The sequence below is a fragment of the Sphingobacterium sp. NPDC055431 genome, assembly GCF_053644255.1.
This window is the reverse complement of sequence record NZ_JBSHLH010000008.1, coordinates 40,589-58,698: the sequence shown is the minus strand read 5'-3', so window position 1 is coordinate 58,698 and position 18,110 is coordinate 40,589. Positions and strand designations below refer to the sequence as shown.

Genomic DNA, 18,110 nt, shown 5'->3' with positions numbered 1-18,110 from the left:
AACTGATCTTTTTTTCCCAGGTTCTGAAACAGATACATTTGTCCCTTGACATAAAAAAATTATTATGCTCTTTAAAACCAAAAAAAGCGACTTTTTCAAGTCGCTTTTTTCCGTAGCCCGTAGGGGAATCGAACCCCTGTTTCAAGAATGAAAATCTTGCGTCCTAACCCCTAGACGAACGGGCCATTTTGCTTTGGTGATGCAAATATAGAAGCTTTATCTATTCTTCCAAAATATTTTCACTGGCAAAAATATAACTCATTGGCTTTTAAACCGATATTTTTATATAAGATCGAATCCGATGTCGGTTCTGAAGTACTTTCCTTGGAAAAAGATGCGTCCAGCGTCAGCGGTAGCCTGTTGCAAAGCGGAGAACAGGTCATCTTCTAGCGCAGTTACTGCTAGAACCCTTCCACCGGCGGTCAGTATATTCTGTCCATCTAGTTTTGTACCTGCATGGAATACGATGGATTCTTTTACGTTTTCGATGTTTGTGATCAGCTTGCCAGTTTCGTAATTTCCTGGATAACCACCGGAAACAATCATTACGGTTGCTGCCGTTTTATTGGTCACGGTATAGGAACGCGTTGCCAAGTCTTCATTGGCCACACCTTCCAAAAGGTCAACTAAGTCAGATTCGATACGAACCAATACGGATTCCGTTTCAGGATCGCCCATACGCACGTTGTATTCAATTACGAAAGGTTCACCGTCTACATTCATCAGTCCGATAAAGATAAAGCCCTTGTAAGGGATGTTATCCTTTTTCAGCCCATCTACGGTAGGTTTGATGATGCGGCTCTCTACCTTGTCCAAAAATGCCTGATCTGCAAAAGGAACCGGTGATACCGAACCCATACCGCCTGTATTTAAACCAGTATCCCCTTCGCCGATACGTTTGTAATCTTTTGCGGAAGGTAATACCTTATAGTCATTCCCGTCGGTCAATACGAAAACTGAAAGTTCGATACCTTTCAAGAATTCTTCTACGACCACCACATCACTAGCGGCACCGAATTTAGCATCATTGATCATGGCCTTCAGTTCCGTTTTCGCTTCTTCGTAATTATCGATGATCAATACGCCTTTTCCTTGCGCCAATCCATCTGCCTTCAAAACGATAGGAAGATTTTGGGTATCTAGGTATGCCAAGCCTTCTTCTAGGTTTTCTTTATTGAAGGATTTGAAAGCAGCGGTTGGGATATTGTGGCGGATCATAAATTCTTTGGAGAAATCCTTGGATCCTTCCAATTGTGCGCCTTCTTGTTGCGGGCCAACAATGGCAATATCTTTTAGGTCTTCCCTAGAAAGGAAGAAGTCATGAATACCTTTCACCAATGGTTCTTCTGGACCTACCACGATCATTTGCACTTGGTTTTTCAAAGCAAAATCGGCGATTCCTTCAAAGTCGGTCACTTTTAGAGGTACATTTTCACCGTACTGTCCAGTTCCTGCATTTCCAGGAGCGATAAATAATTTGCTTAGTTTAGGGCTTTGCGAGATTTTATAGGCAAAGGCAGACTCTCTACCTCCAGAGCCGATGATCAGAATATTCATACCGCAAAGATATTGAAGCAGATGAGAAATCCGCTCCCAAAAAAAATATTTACATAGATTCTTTACAAATTTTCGTATAATTATAAGGATTTAGCCGACTTAATTATGAAGAAACTCACAGCCATCTTGGCTTTCCTGTGTTTTATCAGTTTATTTAATCCTCTAGCTGCTCAAACTTCAGAATCCTTTCAAGAAAAGATGGATCTGTATGCAGGAAAATTCCCTCAGGAAAAGATCCACATCCAAACCGACCGCAATAATTACGGTGCCGGAGAAACCGTCTGGTACAAAATCTATTCGACGATCGGACTGGAAAATCAACTCTCCATTCTATCCAACATTGCCTATGTGGAATTGATCAGCCCGACGGGCGAGATTGTGTCACAAAAGATAAATTCCCTGTTTACGGGGGTATCTGTTGGCGACATGTTGCTTGCGGACACCTTGGTAGAAGGTTCTTACCGCATGCGGGCGTACAGCAATTGGATGCGGAACAGCAGTTCTGACTATTATTTTGAGAAGGTGTTGAATATCGGTAATGTCCGTTCGGACAATATCATTGGCAGCAGCAAGCTTATCAAGGAGGGGGAAAATGAGTTCTATCTCTTAAATTTCGAAAATCCAGAAAACAAAAGTTGGGAAAAGACTTCTGTGGGTTATACGGTGATGGACGGGGATAAGGTAGTCGACCGAGGTCGGGAGTCCTTGCAGCCTGATGGGAGCATCAGGATCAAGGTGACCGATAAAAATCGGGGGAAACCGCTTTCGATTCGATTCAAGAACCTAGATGGTTCCATTGTCAAGAAACTGATCAATACGAATGTCTTTGATTCTGGGAATTCGGTCCAATATTTTATGGAGGGTGGGCAAATCGTCAGCAATGAACTGAATAGAATAGCCATTAAGACCTTGAATCCGCAAGGATTGGGCATAAAGGCGGATATCACGATCATCAATTCGAAACAAGATACCGCAGCCGTGCTGAGCACCAACGAACTGGGAATGGGTTCTGCACCCTGTTATTTTGAGGAGGGTGAAAGCTACCAGATACAGACTAAATTTGAGGATGGCAGCCAAAAGACCATCAGTATAGATGCGGTTTCCGGAAACAATATCTCCTTGGCCATCAACAACAGCAACTCGGATAAGGTCTTTGCACAGGTCAATATAGCTGAAGGGAAGATAAACAATGAGGAACTCTACCTCATTGTGCAACATCTAGGCAAGATTTACTATATGGCCAAGAATAAGGCCGGCCAAGCGAATGTCCTATTCAATGTGCCGCGTAAGGACCTGCCTATGGGTGTTCTGACGGTGAGTTTGCTGAACAAGGATTTTCTTCCTCTTTCTGAAAGGGCTATTTTTAACTATAATAAAAAGTCCATTTTACCTGCTGAGGTGAAATTGAACAAGAACAGTTATGGCTTAAGGGAAAAGGTGAACACGGAGATTACGATTGGGAATACGGAGGATAGCATTCGCTTCTCTGCACTTTCGGCTTCTGTCGTTAACCTAAAGAACTACAAAGATGATGTTCCCAACTCGGTGAGCATACTAAGCTCGCTCTTTTTGAATGCAGATATCAAAGGTTTCATTGAGAAGCCAAGTTTCTACTTCAATGCGGATGGCACGGTCAAAGCTGCGGATCTGGACAACCTGATGTTGACGCAGGGTTGGCGGAAGATTTCGATCAATAAATTGGATTCGCTCAGCAATGCAAAAGCGGAGTTCGACGAAGAGAAAGGGATTACCATCAAAGGGAGCATCAATAAGGTGGGCAGAAAGGCACCGGTTCCCAATGCGAAAATACAGCTGATATCCACGAATAACTTTATGGATTACCTGGATACCACGGCGAATGCGGAAGGTGAGTTTGCCTTTAAGAACCTGTTGTTTCCGGACAGTGTCAAGTTTTTATTGTCGGCAAGGAATGATAAGGGGAAAAACTTTGTGGACATCATTGCGAACCCTTTTAAGGAGCCAGCCATAAACTTCGGAAAGAACCAGCCCTTGATCTTGAATGACATCAACAAACTGAATGCGGATCAATTGCTGGCCAGCAAAAAGTTCTATGAGCAACTGGAGAAAAAGGGGATCATGGAAAAGGTATTCCAGATTGAAGAGGTTACCGTTCGGGCACAACGTCCAAAAGCGGCCACCAATTCGTCCAACCTCAATGGTTCTGGCAATGCGGATCAGGTATTGACAGCGGAAGACCTTACTACCTGCCCTAGTTTGGAGATGTGTCTAAACGGCAGGCTGACCGGTGTGGTATTCCGTGGAGGAATTCCTTACAGCACGCGTAGCAATGGACCGATGCAGCTGGTGATAGATGGGATGTATGTGGAAGGTGATATGCTATCCAGCATCAACCCCATCGATATACAGAGCGTCGAGGTGCTCCGGAACATTAATTACACCTCCATCTATGGCAGCTACGGCGGCAATGGTTTGATCATTATCACCTCCAAAACAGGCCGGGATGCACGTAGTTCAGCCTATCAGCCAACGGGAATCCTTTCGATTTCACCAAGAGGAATATCCTTGACCAAGGAATTTTACAAACCTGTCTATGAAACGAATTCGGAAAGCCAGTTCCAAACGGACCTTAGAACGACGATACACTGGGAACCGGGGATAGTATCGAATGAAAAGGGTATTGCAAATTTTGATTTTTACACCTCGGATGAAGCTGGAACCTATAGAATGATCATTGAGGGCTTGGACTTCAATGGCAGGATATTGAGAAGGATAATAGAGTTTGAAGTTAAATAATAGAGAAGGGCCCATTCATTTGGGCCTATTCTTTTGATAATCTTATTCTAACATCAATATATCTCCACATTACCTTATAATAAGCGCTAATTTTTTATCATAACGTCTAATTTTTCCGTAAATTTCCATACTTAACAAATGGAATTCATATGGGTACATTCTTAAATACTCAAGTATCAGAGAACATCTGTTACATTCAATTAGATCGAGGAAAATCCAATGCCATGCATCTGGAAATGATCGAGGAAATCACGACTACATTCAGATCCCTAAAGGAAGATCCATCCGTTTTTGCTGTTGTCCTTCAAGGTAAAGAAGGTTTCTTTACTTCGGGCCTGGACCTGATCACGCTTTTTCAATACGATGAGGCACAGATGAAGGCCTTTTGGGAAAAGTTTATTGACCTGATCGAAGAACTGGTCTCTTTCCCTAAGCCTTTTATCACGGCGGTTACAGGACATAGTCCAGCAGGTGGCTGTGTGTTGGCCCTTTGCTCCGATTACCGTGTAATGGCAGCTGGAGAATATATCATCGGTTTGAATGAGGTGCCTGTAGGCATCATTGTCCCTAGCAGTATTTTTGAACTTTATGCCTTTTGGATCGGTTCAGGTAATGCGGCGCGATTCTTATTGGAAGGCAAGCTATTGACTCCGCAGGAGGCATTGAACGCAGGTTTGGTTGATGAGGTCGTTGATTTTGACCGCATCCAGACGACTGCAGCCAGGAAAGCCAAGCAATACCTGCAGTTTGAGCCCAACGCATGGAGAGCTTCGAAGTTGAATATCCGCAAGCATCTCTTGCAGCAGGTAAAAGAAACCAAGGGGGCTGCCATTGAGCAGGTCCTAGAGCGCTGGTGGGCACCGTCCACAAGGGCAATCTTGAAAGCAATAATCGACAATCTCACTAAAAAATCATAAATATGGCAGTACAAGGAGCTTTACAGCAGGATGCCTTGAAAGGTAAAACAGTGGTAGTAACCGGCGGTGGAACTGGATTGGGGAAGGCGATGTCCGTCTATTTTTCGGAATTGGGGGCCAATGTGGTCATCACGAGCCGTAAACTGGATGTTCTGGAAGAAACTGCCAAAGAAATCCAGGCCAAGACCGGAAACCCAGTATTACCTGTTGCCTGTGATATCAGGAATACGGAGGAGATCAAACTTGTGCGCGAGAAAGCCATCGAGATCTTCGGGCAGGTTGATGTATTGGTGAACAATGCCGCGGGGAACTTTATCTCGCCAACCGAGCGTTTATCTGCGAATGCTTTTTCTACCATTATCGATATCGTCCTGAAAGGTACGGTAAACTGTACTTTGGAGTTTGGCAAGCACTGGATCGAAAGGAAACAGGCAGCAAACGTACTGAATATCGTGACGACCTATGCCTTTACGGGCTCGGGCTATGTGGTACCTTCGGCCGTTGCAAAAGGCGGTGTAGTGACCTTGACCAAATCCTTGGCAGTTGAATGGGGAAAATATGGCATCCGTCATAACGCGATTGCTCCAGGACCATTTCCTACCAAAGGGGCTTGGGACCGCCTACTACCTGGCGAATTGGCCCAGAAATTTGACTTTAAGAACCGAGTTCCATTAAAACGTGTTGGAGAACATCAGGAATTGGCAAACTTGGCAGCTTTCTTGATATCTGATTTTGCAGGTTATATCAATGGCGAGATAATCAGCATTGACGGGGGAGAATGGCTACAAGGAGCCGGTCAGATGAATGGCATGGAGGCCATCCCTTCAGAAATGTGGGATACAATCGAGCAAACTATCCGGAAAAACAACAAATAATCATGATCAAAAATTACGCAGTGGGACTATTGGCCTTTATTGTGCTATTAGGTTCCTGTAATAACTCATCAAAAACAGCAACAGCCCATCAGGACACGGTCACGCGAGCAAGCCTGAACCAACCTGAGGAGATCCAACAGATTTCGGAGGTGATTACAAGGTTTGTGCGTGCCTACCTTAGCCAAGACAATGAAAAGGTCAATGCCTTGATCCATCCTGAGCATGGACTTGCCATTATCTATCGTCCTGGGGTGATGGATGAATTCAAATTAGTGGACAGCTTTGATGTTCAAAACCCTGTTCCCGAATCCTATCCCTATACTACTTTTGAAAACGACAAGACCTTGACCTTTGAGGCATTGCCTGAATTTCTTTGTGATACGGATAAATGGACCAAATATGGTTTCTCAAGCGATACGACCGCGACCAGCGTGACACATCTGCTGGATACCATCATGAAGTACCAAGGGGAATTCAATGGCGCTAAGTACGATGATAAGACCTTAGAAAGGGTTTCCAAATTAGAAGACGGCAGTTATCGCGTTATTTTAAACCCGACGGATGAACACTTTTTGGTTTTCCATGTTAAACAGTTTGAAGGCTCTTGGTATGTAACTGTACTGGACCGTTCTTATGGCAACTGCGATGCCTAATTAATAATTACACTAATATATTTACCTTAAAAAATGTAACCACATGGGTACTCTAGATAAAGAAACACAAGGAAGAATCAATCAATGGCAAACGGATGAATACGATAAGGACACCGTTTCCAAAGTAAAGGCATTGGTCGACAACAAGGAAGAGACAGAATTATTGGATTCGTTCTATAAGGAACTGGAATTCGGTACCGGTGGTCTTCGCGGCATAATGGGCGTGGGATCCAATAGGATGAACAAATACACGATCGGAAAAGCGACCCAGGGCTTGGCGAATTACCTGATCAAGCAATTCCCAGATCAGGAAATCAAGGTTGCGGTATCCTATGATAGCCGGAACAATTCGCAGGAGTTTGGTCAGCTGGTTGCTGATGTTTTTTCAGCAAATGGCTTTCAGGTCTATCTGTTCAAGGAATTGAGACCTACACCGATGTTATCCTTTGCTGTACGCCATTTCAAATGTCAAGGTGGGGTGATGTTGACCGCATCGCACAATCCAAAGGAATACAATGGATATAAGGCATATTGGAATGATGGTGGACAGTTGGTTGCTCCACATGATAAAAATGTAATCACTGAGGTGAATGCGATCTCTTCTGTGAAAGAGATCAAATTTGAGGGAGTCAAGAAGAATATCCACTTGGTGGGAGAAGACTTTGACCAACTCTATATAGATGCGAACAAGAAATTGAGCATACATCCTGAAGCCGTTAAGGAGCAGGGCGACCTAAAGATCGTTTATTCTCCAATTCACGGAACAGGTATTACCATCGTTCCAAAGATGTTGGAAGCATGGGGATTCAAGAATGTTCAGGTTGTTGAGGACCAAGCTAAGCCGGATGGTAACTTCCCTACGGTGGTTTATCCAAACCCTGAGGAGGAAGAAGCTATGTCTAAAGCTATGGCTATGGGTCAGGAAATTGATGCTGATGTGGTTATGGCAACAGACCCAGATGCGGACCGCGTGGGTGTGGCAATCAAATTGCCATCGGGCGAATTCCAATTGATCAATGGTAACCAAATCGGTAGCTTGTTGACCTATTATGTGCTTTCTTCGAAGAAGGACCTTGGTCAGCTAAAGGCAAACCAATATATCGTAAAAACCATCGTTACTTCGAACCTATTCTCGGATATCGCGAAATCATTTGATGTGAAAAGCTATGAGACCTTAACAGGCTTCAAGTTTATCGGAGAGGTCATGACGAAACTGGAAGGCAAGGAAACCTATCTAGTAGGTGGTGAAGAGAGCTATGGTTTCTTGGTTGGCGATTTAGTGCGTGATAAGGATGCTGTTAATTCATGTGCCTTTATCTCGGAGATGGCAGCCTATTTCAAAAGCCAGGGTAAATCCCTGTACGATGTCTTGTTGAAATTATACTTGGACTATGGCTATTACAAGGAGAAGCTGATTTCCCTGACTAAAAAAGGAAAGGCTGGAGCTGATGAGATCAAACAGATGATGGCTGATCTACGTGCTGACCTTCCAAAATCGTTGGGCGATATCGAGGTTGTCGAGGTTAGGGATTACGAAACTTCAGAAGCGACGGATATGGCAACAGGTAAGAAGTCTAAAATTGACCTTCCTAAATCCGATGTGCTTCAGTTTATCACCAAAGATGGCGATGTAATTTCTGCCAGACCTTCTGGAACGGAGCCAAAGATTAAATTCTATTGTTCGGTAAGGGAGAATCTGGAGTTTACCTCTGAGTTTGGTCAGATTTCAAACCGTTTGGACGATAAAGTGAGATTGATGATGGCTGATATAGTGAAAGATTAATGGAGAAGTGGAAAACGATTGATTCGAAATACATTATTCAACGCCCTTGGGCCACTCTACGCGTCGATAAGCTAGAGATGCCCAATGGCAACATAAAAGAGGAGTACTACGTACTGGAATACCCTACTTGGGTCAATATGGTTGCTCTGACGGAAGATAATCAGGTTATCTTCGTTAAGCAGTACCGTCATGGTGCCGGCAAGATCATGGTTGAGCTTCCAGCGGGCGTGGTTGAAGATAACGAGGATCCTGAGATTGCGGCAAGACGGGAGCTGTTGGAAGAAACGGGCTATGCCTTTGATGATATCAGCTATGTCTGCGAGCTATTTGCAAATCCAGCGACTTCGGGAAATATCACCTATACCTACCTCTTGACCGGCGGAAGAAAAGTGCAGGAACAGGACCTAGACCCTTCGGAGGATATTGAAGTGGTATTAATGGACCTGAAAGAGGCAAAACAATTCCTTTTTGACAATAAAATCGGACAGGCGCTGCATAGCTCAGCCCTATTCTATACATTGAAAAAGTTAGGCGAGCTATAATCTCGCCTAACTTTATTCTTTATACCAACCTCTTTACACAATTATTGACGCTGTTTTCGTACCTTTGCCGCATGGCAAGAGAAATTTACGAAACCAAGCGCAAAGCGCTTAAAATCAATCTTAACGCTGATATTTATGGTACATTCGCAGAAATTGGCGCGGGACAGGAAGTCGCTCGTAATTTCTTTGAAGCAGGTGCAGCGTCTGGAACCATTGCAAAGACCATCTCTGCATACGATATGGCATTCTCCGATGCCATCTATGGTATCGAAGAGTCCGGAAGATACGTGAGCCGGACCCGACTGACCAAAATGCTTGACCATGAGTATAGCCTCCTAACGGAGCGCCTTCAGGGTGAGAAATACAGCAGTAAAAAATTCTTTGCTTTTGCCGATACAGTAACCACATTGAATTTTACGAAAACCAATGAACCTCATGGATGGATCGGAATCCGATTCCAACATGAAGTGGATGGACCGACCAACGATATCATCATCCACGTCAGGTTATTGGACAGTGACAATAGATTGCAGACCAAAGTCCTTGGTATTTTAGGTGTAAACCTTGTTTTTGCCGCCTATTATTACGCTGAGAATCCACAGACAATGATCGAGTCCCTAGTGGACAATCTATCTGTAGGTTCGGTAGAAATTGACCTGGTTAAGGTTTCAGGACCTCTTTTCGCGAATGCAAATGAGCGCTTATTGAACCTATACCTGATCGCAAAAGGTTTCTCGAAAGCAGCGATCTTCAAACCGGATGGAAAGGCTGCCCAAATCAAGGATTATCTTTATAAAAAGAACATCATTATCCTACGTACGAAGTATCGTCAGAAGTCCAATCCGAACTTTGACCTGTTTAACTTGGCCGTTGAAGAGTTCTTGAAGAACACAAAGGCGGTTCCAGAGAATACCGTCGTGCTGATTGAGGTATTGATGGGGAATGTGCTGGATGAAAACAGCGTGATTTCAGATGAGGACCTGATCTACTTCGCTGAACGTGCAGAATACCTATGTTCTACAGGTAACAATATCTTGGTTTCCAACTTCAGAAGGAATAACCACTTGGCTGAATTCGTTCAGACCTTCAAGCCGAAACATGTGGGTATTGCAACCAACGTTTCCAACTTGAAAAACATCTTCAATTCGGATAATTACAATAAGGAAAACTATACCAATGAGCTGTTGAGTTACATCTCAGGTATGTTTAGCAAGAACGTTAAGCTTTATGCTTACCCTTATTTGGATAAAAAATCAGAGAAGATCGTTACGACGAAAAACCTTCCTGTTTCTCCAGAAGCAAAACCATTGTTTGATTTCTTGATCAACAACAGATACATTGTTGATATCGAGAACTACGATGAGAAATTCGTTAAGACTGTTTAAATAGTATTTAGTAGTAAGTATTTAGTATTTAGACAGGTAGGACGCCCTAAGTCTAAATACTAAATACTAGGTACTAAATACTCTAAAGAAACTTTTTAAAGATCGAATAAAGGATCTTGAGGTCATGTTCGGTGAGGTTAGCACTTGTAACATCCATTTGGGTATAGTGCTGCTTAAATCCCTTGATAGCGGCATCTAGGTTCTTGACATCATAACCAATGATCCTTAATGCAATCTTAGGATCAAAGCCCATTGGAGGATCTTCCAAGACATCATCATACCAATATCCAAAACCTTTATCTGCCAATACCTTCCATGGGAACCTTGAAGGGTCGTTCTTTCTGGTTGGGGCATAGTCCATATGTCCGATAAAGTTTGCCTGTGGAATTTTATAGGTTTCCTTTAGGTAGGAAAGCAATTGGACCAAGGAGTTGATCTGCACTTCTGGCCATGGGTCACTGATACCGTTGTTATCCAATTCAATACCGATGGAAGAGGAGTTCAAGTCGGTGTCATTTCCCCATCTTCCCAAACCTGCATGGTGCGCACGGTACAGGTCGTTGACCATCTGAACAATCTTTCCGTCCCTACCGATGACATAGTGTGAACTTACGCCCACTTTTTCATTATGGAAGGTCCTGACGGTCTGGTCCAGGTCCTTTTGAGCGGTGTGATGGATCATCACATAGTTTGGCTTGCGGATACCAAAATTGGTTGAAGCAATCCATTCCTTATTGTTGGCCGCAATCTTTTCTACCTGTCCCTTTACAGGAGCCTCCCTATAAAGTTCTGAGAAATCTTTGGCTTTCTTTTTATATATCTTTTCTGTGCTGGCATACTTCCCTCCGCCACAAGAACTTACCAATGCAGCAAGCGAAAAATAAATAATGTATTTCTTGATCATATCCTTTTGTTAAACATTCTCTTACAAGGGATCAACCACAAACTCTGGGCGATCCATTCCTGGTTCCAATTCAATAACCTGAAGGTTCCTGAATTCCATTTTAGCCCCTTCAGCTTCTAAGCAAAGATAGCCTTTTCGTTTGGAGGCAAGCCTGATACTGTTTACGAATTTACCATTAACCGCTAATTTCACTGTCCCGTCCACACAGACAACGGTGTATTTATTCCACTCTCCTACTCCGAGGCATCTGTTTTCTAAAGACTTACTCCTTTCGCCCCTTGGGTTGTCTGGTGATGCGGTCATCCCTCCGGCTCCGAACAATTCACCGTGGACATAGGCAATTGGCTGTTGCTTGCCATCTACTGCATTGATATTTACCCAGTCCAACTCCAACATCTGCACTTCCATTCCCATCGGAAGCCTGCTTTTCGGGTCTGCCTTGGCATCGCACCATACAAAAATCCCGGAGTTGCCGCCTTTCTCCAGATGTCTCCACTCGACATGCATGATAAAGTTCTCATACATCTTCTCCGAACGTACCACACCTATCGGATTACCGCTGTTCTGCAGAAGGTTTCCTTTCGCCTTCCAAGTGGTATCGGAGGTATTGACATCAATCCATTGGATAGCCTTGCCCTTGGTTTTGGCATTTAAGATGGATTCGTCAAAGCTCTTTTCCACTCCAAATTGGAACAGCTTCTTTTGTGCTTCTGCAAATTGAGTACCTAAAAGGAATAATACAAGAATCGATAATAGAGATAGGTAGGTTTTCATGTTCAAAATCAGATTTAATCGAAAACCTAAAATAGTAAAAACATAACAGAAATGCCATGTTTTAGGAGGTTAACCTGATTTTCTACAAGAAATAGAAAAGCCTTTTCTCAAAACAGAGCAAAGGCTTTTCAGGTTCTTTATATTTTCAGATCTTCTTAGATCTCTGCGTATGCTTCCATCGGAGGGCAAGAACAGATTAATGTTCTGTCTCCTTGAGAATCATTCACACGACCTACTGAAGGCCAGAATTTGTTTACTCTTAAGTATTCGATAGGGTAAGCGGCAGTCTGACGAGAGTATGGTCTATCCCATTCATCACCTGTAACCACTCTAGCGGTATGTGGTGCATTTTTCAAAACGTTGTCTTTTTGATCTGCCTCTCCATTCTCAACTGCAGCAATCTCGGCACGGATACCGATCAATGCATCACAGAATCTATCTAATTCTGCTTTTGATTCTGATTCCGTAGGCTCAACCATCAAAGTTCCAGCAACTGGGAAGGATACTGTTGGAGCGTGGAAACCATAGTCCATCAAACGCTTAGCGATGTCAGCAACCTCGATTCCAACGTTCTTAAATCCACGGCAATCCAAGATCATCTCGTGTGCACAACGACCATTGGCACCAGCATATAATACTGGGTAATGTTGCTCTAGGCGAGCTTTGATATAGTTGGCATTCAAGATGGCAGTCTTAGTAGCGTTTGTAAGGCCTTCTCCGCCCATCATAGCGATGTAAGCATGCGAGATGACCAAGATAGAGGCTGAACCGAATGGAGCCGCTGAAACAGCTGAAATCCCTTCTTCTCCAGAGATCTCAATGATCTCATGGTTAGGCAAGAATGGAACTAAGTGCTCTGCTACACCGATTGGACCCATACCTGGACCTCCACCACCGTGAGGAATACAGAAAGTCTTGTGTAAGTTCAAGTGACAAACGTCTGCTCCGATGAAGCCAGGGCTAGTCAACCCTACCTGAGCATTCATGTTTGCACCGTCCATATATACTTGACCACCATTCTCATGGATGATATTACAGATCTCAACAATTGGCTCTTCAAATACTCCGTGAGTCGACGGATAGGTCACCATCAAGGAGTTCAAGTGAGCTGCATGTTCGGTAGCTTTTGCTTTTAAATCTTCCACATCGATATTACCACGATCGTCACATTTAACGACAACGACCTTCAAGCCTGCCATAGAAGCAGATGCAGGGTTGGTACCATGTGCAGATGCAGGGATCAAACAGATGTTTCTATCGAAATCTCCACGGCTGTGGTGGTAAGCACGGATTACCATTAATCCAGCGTATTCACCTTGCGCACCAGAGTTTGGTTGGAAAGACATCTTGGCAAATCCTGTGATTTCACATAACCAATCGTTCAATTCATTGATCAATTGCATGTAACCTGAAGTTTGGTCAACCGGAGCAAATGGGTGCAATCCACCGAATCTAGCCCAAGTAACGGGAACCATTTCTGTCGTTGCGTTCAATTTCATGGTACATGATCCCAAAGGAATCATGGAATGGCACAATGAAAGGTCTTTTGCCTCCAAAGATTTGATATAACGAAGCATTTCACTCTCGGAGTGATAGCTATTGAATACTGGGTGAGTCAAGTACTCAGAAGATCTTTCCAAGTGTTCTGGAATAGAAGTTCCTAATTCCTTAACGATTCCATCCATGTCAACATCAGTAATGTGCTTGCCTTTTACCTTAGCAAATACTTTCACGATGGTTTGGATATCATCAAAAGTAGTGGTCTCGTCGATAGAGATACCAACTGTACCGTCTTGATAGAAGAAGTTTAGCTCATGGTTCAAAGCTTCGCTCTTCAAGCCATCAACTTCTTTGCCCACGTCAAAACGTAGGGTATCAAAGTATGATTCATTAACTTGTTTGTAACCCAATGCCTGGATAGCCTTATCAGCTAATTTCGTCAAGTCATTGATACGGGAAGCGATATTTTTGATTCCTTTAGGACCGTGGTAAACTGCGTAGAAAGAAGCCATGATAGCCAACAACGCCTGTGCTGTACAGATGTTTGAAGAAGCTTTATCTCTACGGATGTGTTGTTCACGGGTCTGAAGAGCCATACGCAGAGCGTATTCACCATTGGAATCAGAAGTAACACCGATGATTCTTCCCGGAATATTACGTTTGTAAGTGTCCTTAGTTGCGAAGAAAGCAGCATGGGGTCCACCGAATCCCATAGGTACACCAAAACGTTGCGAGTTACCTACAACGACATCAGCACCCCATTCTCCTGGAGGAGTCAACAATGCCAATGACATTAAGTCTGTACCTACGCATACCGTGATGTCTTTATCGTGGGCATAAGCAGAAAATTCTTTATAATCATTTACCGTACCATCAGCTGCTGGATATTGGATGTATGTGGCAAACACATCGTCCGTTAGGTTCTCTACAGTTAAATCTGCAACCCTTATCTCAACACCGAAAGGAACGGCCCTTGTTTGCAATACATCCAAGGTTTGAGGATACACATTTGGAGTCACCAAGAAAACATTTGCATCCTTGTTTTTACGTGTGCTGTACAACATGAACATACCTTCAGCTGCAGCAGTAGCCTCATCCAGTAACGAAGCATTTGCAATCTCTAAACCAGTAAGGTCAGAAACCATGGTTTGGAAGTTCAATAAGGCTTGCAAACGTCCCTGAGCGATTTCCGCTTGGTAAGGCGTATATTGAGTATACCATCCTGGATTTTCAAAAACGTTACGTTGAATAACTCCCGGAAGGATCACATCATTATATCCCTGACCGATATAGGATTTGAATACCTTGTTCTTTTCAGCTATTTGAGCTATTTTTTCCAAATACGCAACCTCACTAAGTGCTGGAGGAAGGCTCAAAGCTTGTTTCTTACGAATCTGTGCAGGAACGGTCTGATCGATCAATTCATCCAAAGAACCTACTGAAAGCACGTTCAACATTTCCTCTACTTGCGCAGAACTTGGACCATTATGGCGATCCTCAAATTTTTCTTGGTAAAATATGTTACTCATTTTAAGTATTAATTGTAACTTTTGAGACTGATTAACTATCTGTTATCCAAAATATTTCAACAGGATTTCTCTGTAAAAATTTAGATGTGCAAAGATACGCTTTTTATAGGTAATTTTAAGGAGTCGACCTGCTCGAAAAACTTTTATTAACACATCAATCGATTGCACATTTCTTTAAATTACAAACAACAATAGCGGCAATATTTTATCAATGTAACAGTCTTTCAGTCCTTTTGCTTTAAAAGACCTAAAACCATTTCAGCATTAGGATATGCTACTTTCGGGATAATGTGACACACCTATTAAAAAAACTGCAAACAAACCTCAAAAACATTCCATTTTCTGCATTGAACACCCCTGCTTTAATACTTTAATTCCACCATTAAAGCACTTGCTGTTAAATATTTACAATAATTTTCGCGGGTATTTTTAAGATGGGAATCTTTACTAATTTAGGCCTAAATCAATTAATAAATTATATGCTTAAATTAAACGTGAGGAATGAATCCGATCGCTTGTCCGCTGTAATACTGGGGATTGCCAATGATAACGGCCCCACCCCGACAGCCGAAGAAGCTTATGACCCCAAGTCACTGGAACATATCCTCGCAGGTACTTACCCCACCGAACCAGACATGGTTCATGAACTTGAGCAATTCCAGCAAGTTCTCAAAAAATATGCTGTTGAAGTCTATCGTCCAGAAACAATCCCCAACCTTAATCAAATCTTTACCAGAGATATAGGTTTTGTTATTGACGATTACTTCGTAAAATCCAATATCCTGCCCGACAGAGCAGAAGAATGGGAAGCAATCTTGTACATCATCGACCAGATCGATCCCGACAAACTTATCACCGCACCTGACCACATTCACATGGAAGGTGGTGATGTCATCCTCTGGAAAGATTATATTTTTATCGGTACCTACACTGGTCCGGATTATTCTGAGATCAATACAGCAAGAACAAACCTGCAAGGAGTTGAATTCCTAAAGGAAAAATTCCCCAACAAAACGGTGATGGGTTTTGACCTGATTAAATCCATGACGGACCCCAGATCTAATGCATTACACCTGGATTGTTGCTTTCAACCGGTAGGAGAAAACAAGGCAATCATATACCCTGGAGGCTTCCGGAACCAAAAAGATTTCCATTTTCTGCTGTCCTTGTTCTCGGAAGAGAATGTATTCCAGATTACAGCTGATGAAATGTACCAGATGTACTCGAATGTGTTTTCCATCTCGCCTACAGTCGTTGTTACGGAGGAAAGATTTACCAGGCTGAACAATTGGCTAAGGGATCAAAACTTCATTGTGGAAGAAATCCCTTATCACGAAATCGGCAAGCAAGAAGGGCTCCTACGATGCTCTACCCTACCCTTAATCAGAAAATAACCATGCAAACCACCAATACAATCCTAATGGTCAGACCGTTCTACTTCCGAAGAAACGAAGAAACGGCTGTCAATAACTTCTTCCAGGCAAAAAATGAACGGAATGACAGGCTTTCCGACCTGGCCATTACCGAGTTTGACAACTTTGTCAAGGTCCTTAAAAATGCGGGAATCAAGGTTTTTGTGGTTCAGGATCCGGGTAAATTGGATACTCCGGACAGTATATTCCCCAATAATGTAATCTCATTCCATGTGAATAAGAGCATTATCTATCCCATGTTTGCTGAAAACAGGAGAAATGAAAGGCAATTGAACTATTTAGGAAAGCTGGACCAGGCCGGAATACATTACGAGACGGTCCAAGACTACAGCACCTATGAAGACCAGAACAAGTTCCTGGAAGGCACGGGATCCATGATCTTGGATAGGGTCAACAAGATTGCCTATTGCTCCCTGTCGGATCGTGCGAATGAGGAATTATTTCATATTTTCTGCAAAGATCAACGCTATACCCCATTGGTTTTCCATTCCACCCAACAGGTTGGCGAGGCTTACCTGCCCATTTACCATAGCAATGTGATGATGTCCGTAGGGACAAACTTCAGCGTAATCTGTTTGGAGGTGATCAGGAATCGTGAGGAAAGAGAGCTGGTCGTTTCTACCTTAAAAAACACAGGCAAGGAGATCATTGAGATCAGCGAAGATCAAATGAATCGTTTTGCAGGTAATATCTTGGAAGTCAGGAATATTGATGGAGATCCAGTAATCTGCATGAGTTCGCAGGCATTCGAATCCTTTGAAGAAGAACAGATTGAAGCCCTGGAGAAGCACGGCAGGATTGCCCATGCTCCTTTGTTTAGTATTGAAAAATATGGTGGCGGCAGCGCCAGATGTATGATGGCTGAGGTTTTTTAACCTCAGCTATTAAAAACTGTCCTTTGCTATCTCTCTTCTTACCCTACTCAAACTTTCCGGAGTAATCCCCAAATAAGATGCAATCATCCATTGTGGCACGCGCAATAAGAGGTTAGGGTAAAGTTCGATAAACTCCAGATAGCGCTCTTTGGCAGTCATCGCCAATAGGGAGTTGATCCTGCGCTGTAAATAGTAAACACTTCTTTGAAGTGACCTTTCGGTAAACATGGCGAATTCAAGACGTAATTTTGCTGCTTCCGAAAAGAACTTTGGATGCAAGAAAACGACCTTGCTAGGCTCAATGGCCTTGATATAATACAAGGAAGGCTCATCAAAATAAACACTGGACCGATCACCCATCAACCAATTCTCTGGTGCAAACTGAAGGATGTGCTCTACACCTTTCTCATCCAAGGATAAAAACTGCAATAATCCCTCCTCCACAAACAAAAAATGTTTGCAAACCTCGCCTGCCCTTAGAATATACTGATTGTGCGAAAGTTCCCTAAACTCAAAAAAAGGAAGTAGCTGTTCGAAATCATTCTCAGTCAAAAAAGCTTTTTCTGTATAGTATTTATAGAAATTACTCTTCAATAACTCTTCCATTT

Annotated in this window: 14 protein-coding genes and 1 tRNA gene; 9 read left to right on the top strand and 6 right to left on the bottom strand. The window is 43.0% G+C overall.

The annotated features are described in order from the left end of the window. Positions 1-113: 113 nt before the first annotated feature. Together ACWIB3_RS09365 and purD are read right to left on the bottom strand one after the other, a co-directional pair. Positions 114-185 (bottom strand) — tRNA-Glu (locus tag ACWIB3_RS09365). A 97-nt stretch (positions 186-282) separates the two neighbouring features. After that, positions 283-1,557, bottom strand: coding sequence for a phosphoribosylamine--glycine ligase (gene purD / locus ACWIB3_RS09360; protein WP_454291451.1), 1,275 nt, complete (start codon positions 1,555-1,557; stop codon positions 283-285). A 105-nt stretch (positions 1,558-1,662) separates the two neighbouring features. Here purD and ACWIB3_RS09355 point away from each other — a divergent pair, with 105 nt between their 5' ends. The 7 genes from ACWIB3_RS09355 (at position 1,663) to ACWIB3_RS09325 (ending at position 10,487) form a co-directional block, all read left to right on the top strand. Then, positions 1,663-4,332, top strand: a complete 2,670-nt coding sequence (locus ACWIB3_RS09355) for a TonB-dependent receptor plug domain-containing protein (RefSeq protein WP_454291450.1) — start codon at positions 1,663-1,665, stop codon at positions 4,330-4,332. 149 nt (positions 4,333-4,481) lie between these two features. Next, the gene (locus tag ACWIB3_RS09350) at positions 4,482-5,249 is read left to right on the top strand and encodes an enoyl-CoA hydratase/isomerase family protein (RefSeq protein ID WP_185212803.1); all 768 of its coding nucleotides are present in this window, start codon (positions 4,482-4,484) and stop codon (positions 5,247-5,249) included. 2 nt (positions 5,250-5,251) lie between these two features. Next, the gene (locus ACWIB3_RS09345; protein WP_185212802.1) at positions 5,252-6,124 is read left to right on the top strand and encodes an SDR family oxidoreductase; all 873 of its coding nucleotides are present in this window, start codon (positions 5,252-5,254) and stop codon (positions 6,122-6,124) included. 2 nt (positions 6,125-6,126) lie between these two features. Continuing rightward, positions 6,127-6,777: a hypothetical protein gene (locus ACWIB3_RS09340; RefSeq protein WP_185218571.1), complete on the top strand. Its 651-nt coding sequence runs from the start codon at positions 6,127-6,129 to the stop codon at positions 6,775-6,777. A gap of 43 nt (positions 6,778-6,820) precedes the next feature. Next, positions 6,821-8,560 (top strand): phospho-sugar mutase, encoded by a 1,740-nt coding sequence (locus ACWIB3_RS09335; protein WP_454291449.1) that lies wholly within the window; start codon positions 6,821-6,823, stop codon positions 8,558-8,560. After that, the gene (locus ACWIB3_RS09330) at positions 8,560-9,102 is read left to right on the top strand and encodes an NUDIX hydrolase (protein ID WP_454291448.1); all 543 of its coding nucleotides are present in this window, start codon (positions 8,560-8,562) and stop codon (positions 9,100-9,102) included. The genes ACWIB3_RS09335 and ACWIB3_RS09330 overlap by 1 nt, the downstream gene beginning before the upstream one ends. A gap of 71 nt (positions 9,103-9,173) precedes the next feature. Further along, complete coding sequence (locus ACWIB3_RS09325; RefSeq protein ID WP_185212798.1) at positions 9,174-10,487, top strand: nicotinamide mononucleotide adenylyltransferase; 1,314 nt, start codon at positions 9,174-9,176, stop codon at positions 10,485-10,487. An 82-nt stretch (positions 10,488-10,569) separates the two neighbouring features. Here the strand turns inward: ACWIB3_RS09325 and ACWIB3_RS09320 are convergent, their stop codons facing one another. From ACWIB3_RS09320 to gcvP, 3 genes are all read right to left on the bottom strand, one after another. Then, positions 10,570-11,391, bottom strand: coding sequence for an N-acetylmuramoyl-L-alanine amidase (locus tag ACWIB3_RS09320; protein ID WP_454291447.1), 822 nt, complete (start codon positions 11,389-11,391; stop codon positions 10,570-10,572). A 21-nt stretch (positions 11,392-11,412) separates the two neighbouring features. Beyond that, entirely contained in the window at positions 11,413-12,165 is a 753-nt protein-coding gene (locus tag ACWIB3_RS09315) for a 3-keto-disaccharide hydrolase (protein ID WP_185218574.1), read from the bottom strand. Positions 12,166-12,320: 155 nt separating this feature from the next. Next, entirely contained in the window at positions 12,321-15,194 is a 2,874-nt protein-coding gene (gene gcvP, locus ACWIB3_RS09310) for an aminomethyl-transferring glycine dehydrogenase (RefSeq protein ID WP_454291446.1), read from the bottom strand. 479 nt (positions 15,195-15,673) lie between these two features. On the opposite strand from gcvP, the gene ACWIB3_RS09305 reads away from it, so the two are divergent. Both ACWIB3_RS09305 and ctlX read left to right on the top strand, forming a co-directional pair. Continuing rightward, positions 15,674-16,588, top strand: coding sequence for a dimethylarginine dimethylaminohydrolase family protein (locus ACWIB3_RS09305; RefSeq protein ID WP_454291445.1), 915 nt, complete (start codon positions 15,674-15,676; stop codon positions 16,586-16,588). Between the two features lie 2 nt (positions 16,589-16,590). Further along, positions 16,591-17,502 carry a citrulline utilization hydrolase CtlX gene (gene ctlX, locus ACWIB3_RS09300; RefSeq protein WP_454291444.1) on the top strand — a complete coding sequence of 304 codons (912 nt, stop codon included), beginning with the start codon at positions 16,591-16,593 and terminating at the stop codon, positions 17,500-17,502. Positions 17,503-17,511: 9 nt separating this feature from the next. On the opposite strand, the gene ACWIB3_RS09295 is transcribed toward ctlX, so the two are convergent. Continuing rightward, positions 17,512-18,108, bottom strand: coding sequence for a Crp/Fnr family transcriptional regulator (locus ACWIB3_RS09295; protein ID WP_185212792.1), 597 nt, complete (start codon positions 18,106-18,108; stop codon positions 17,512-17,514). Positions 18,109-18,110 lie beyond the last annotated feature (2 nt).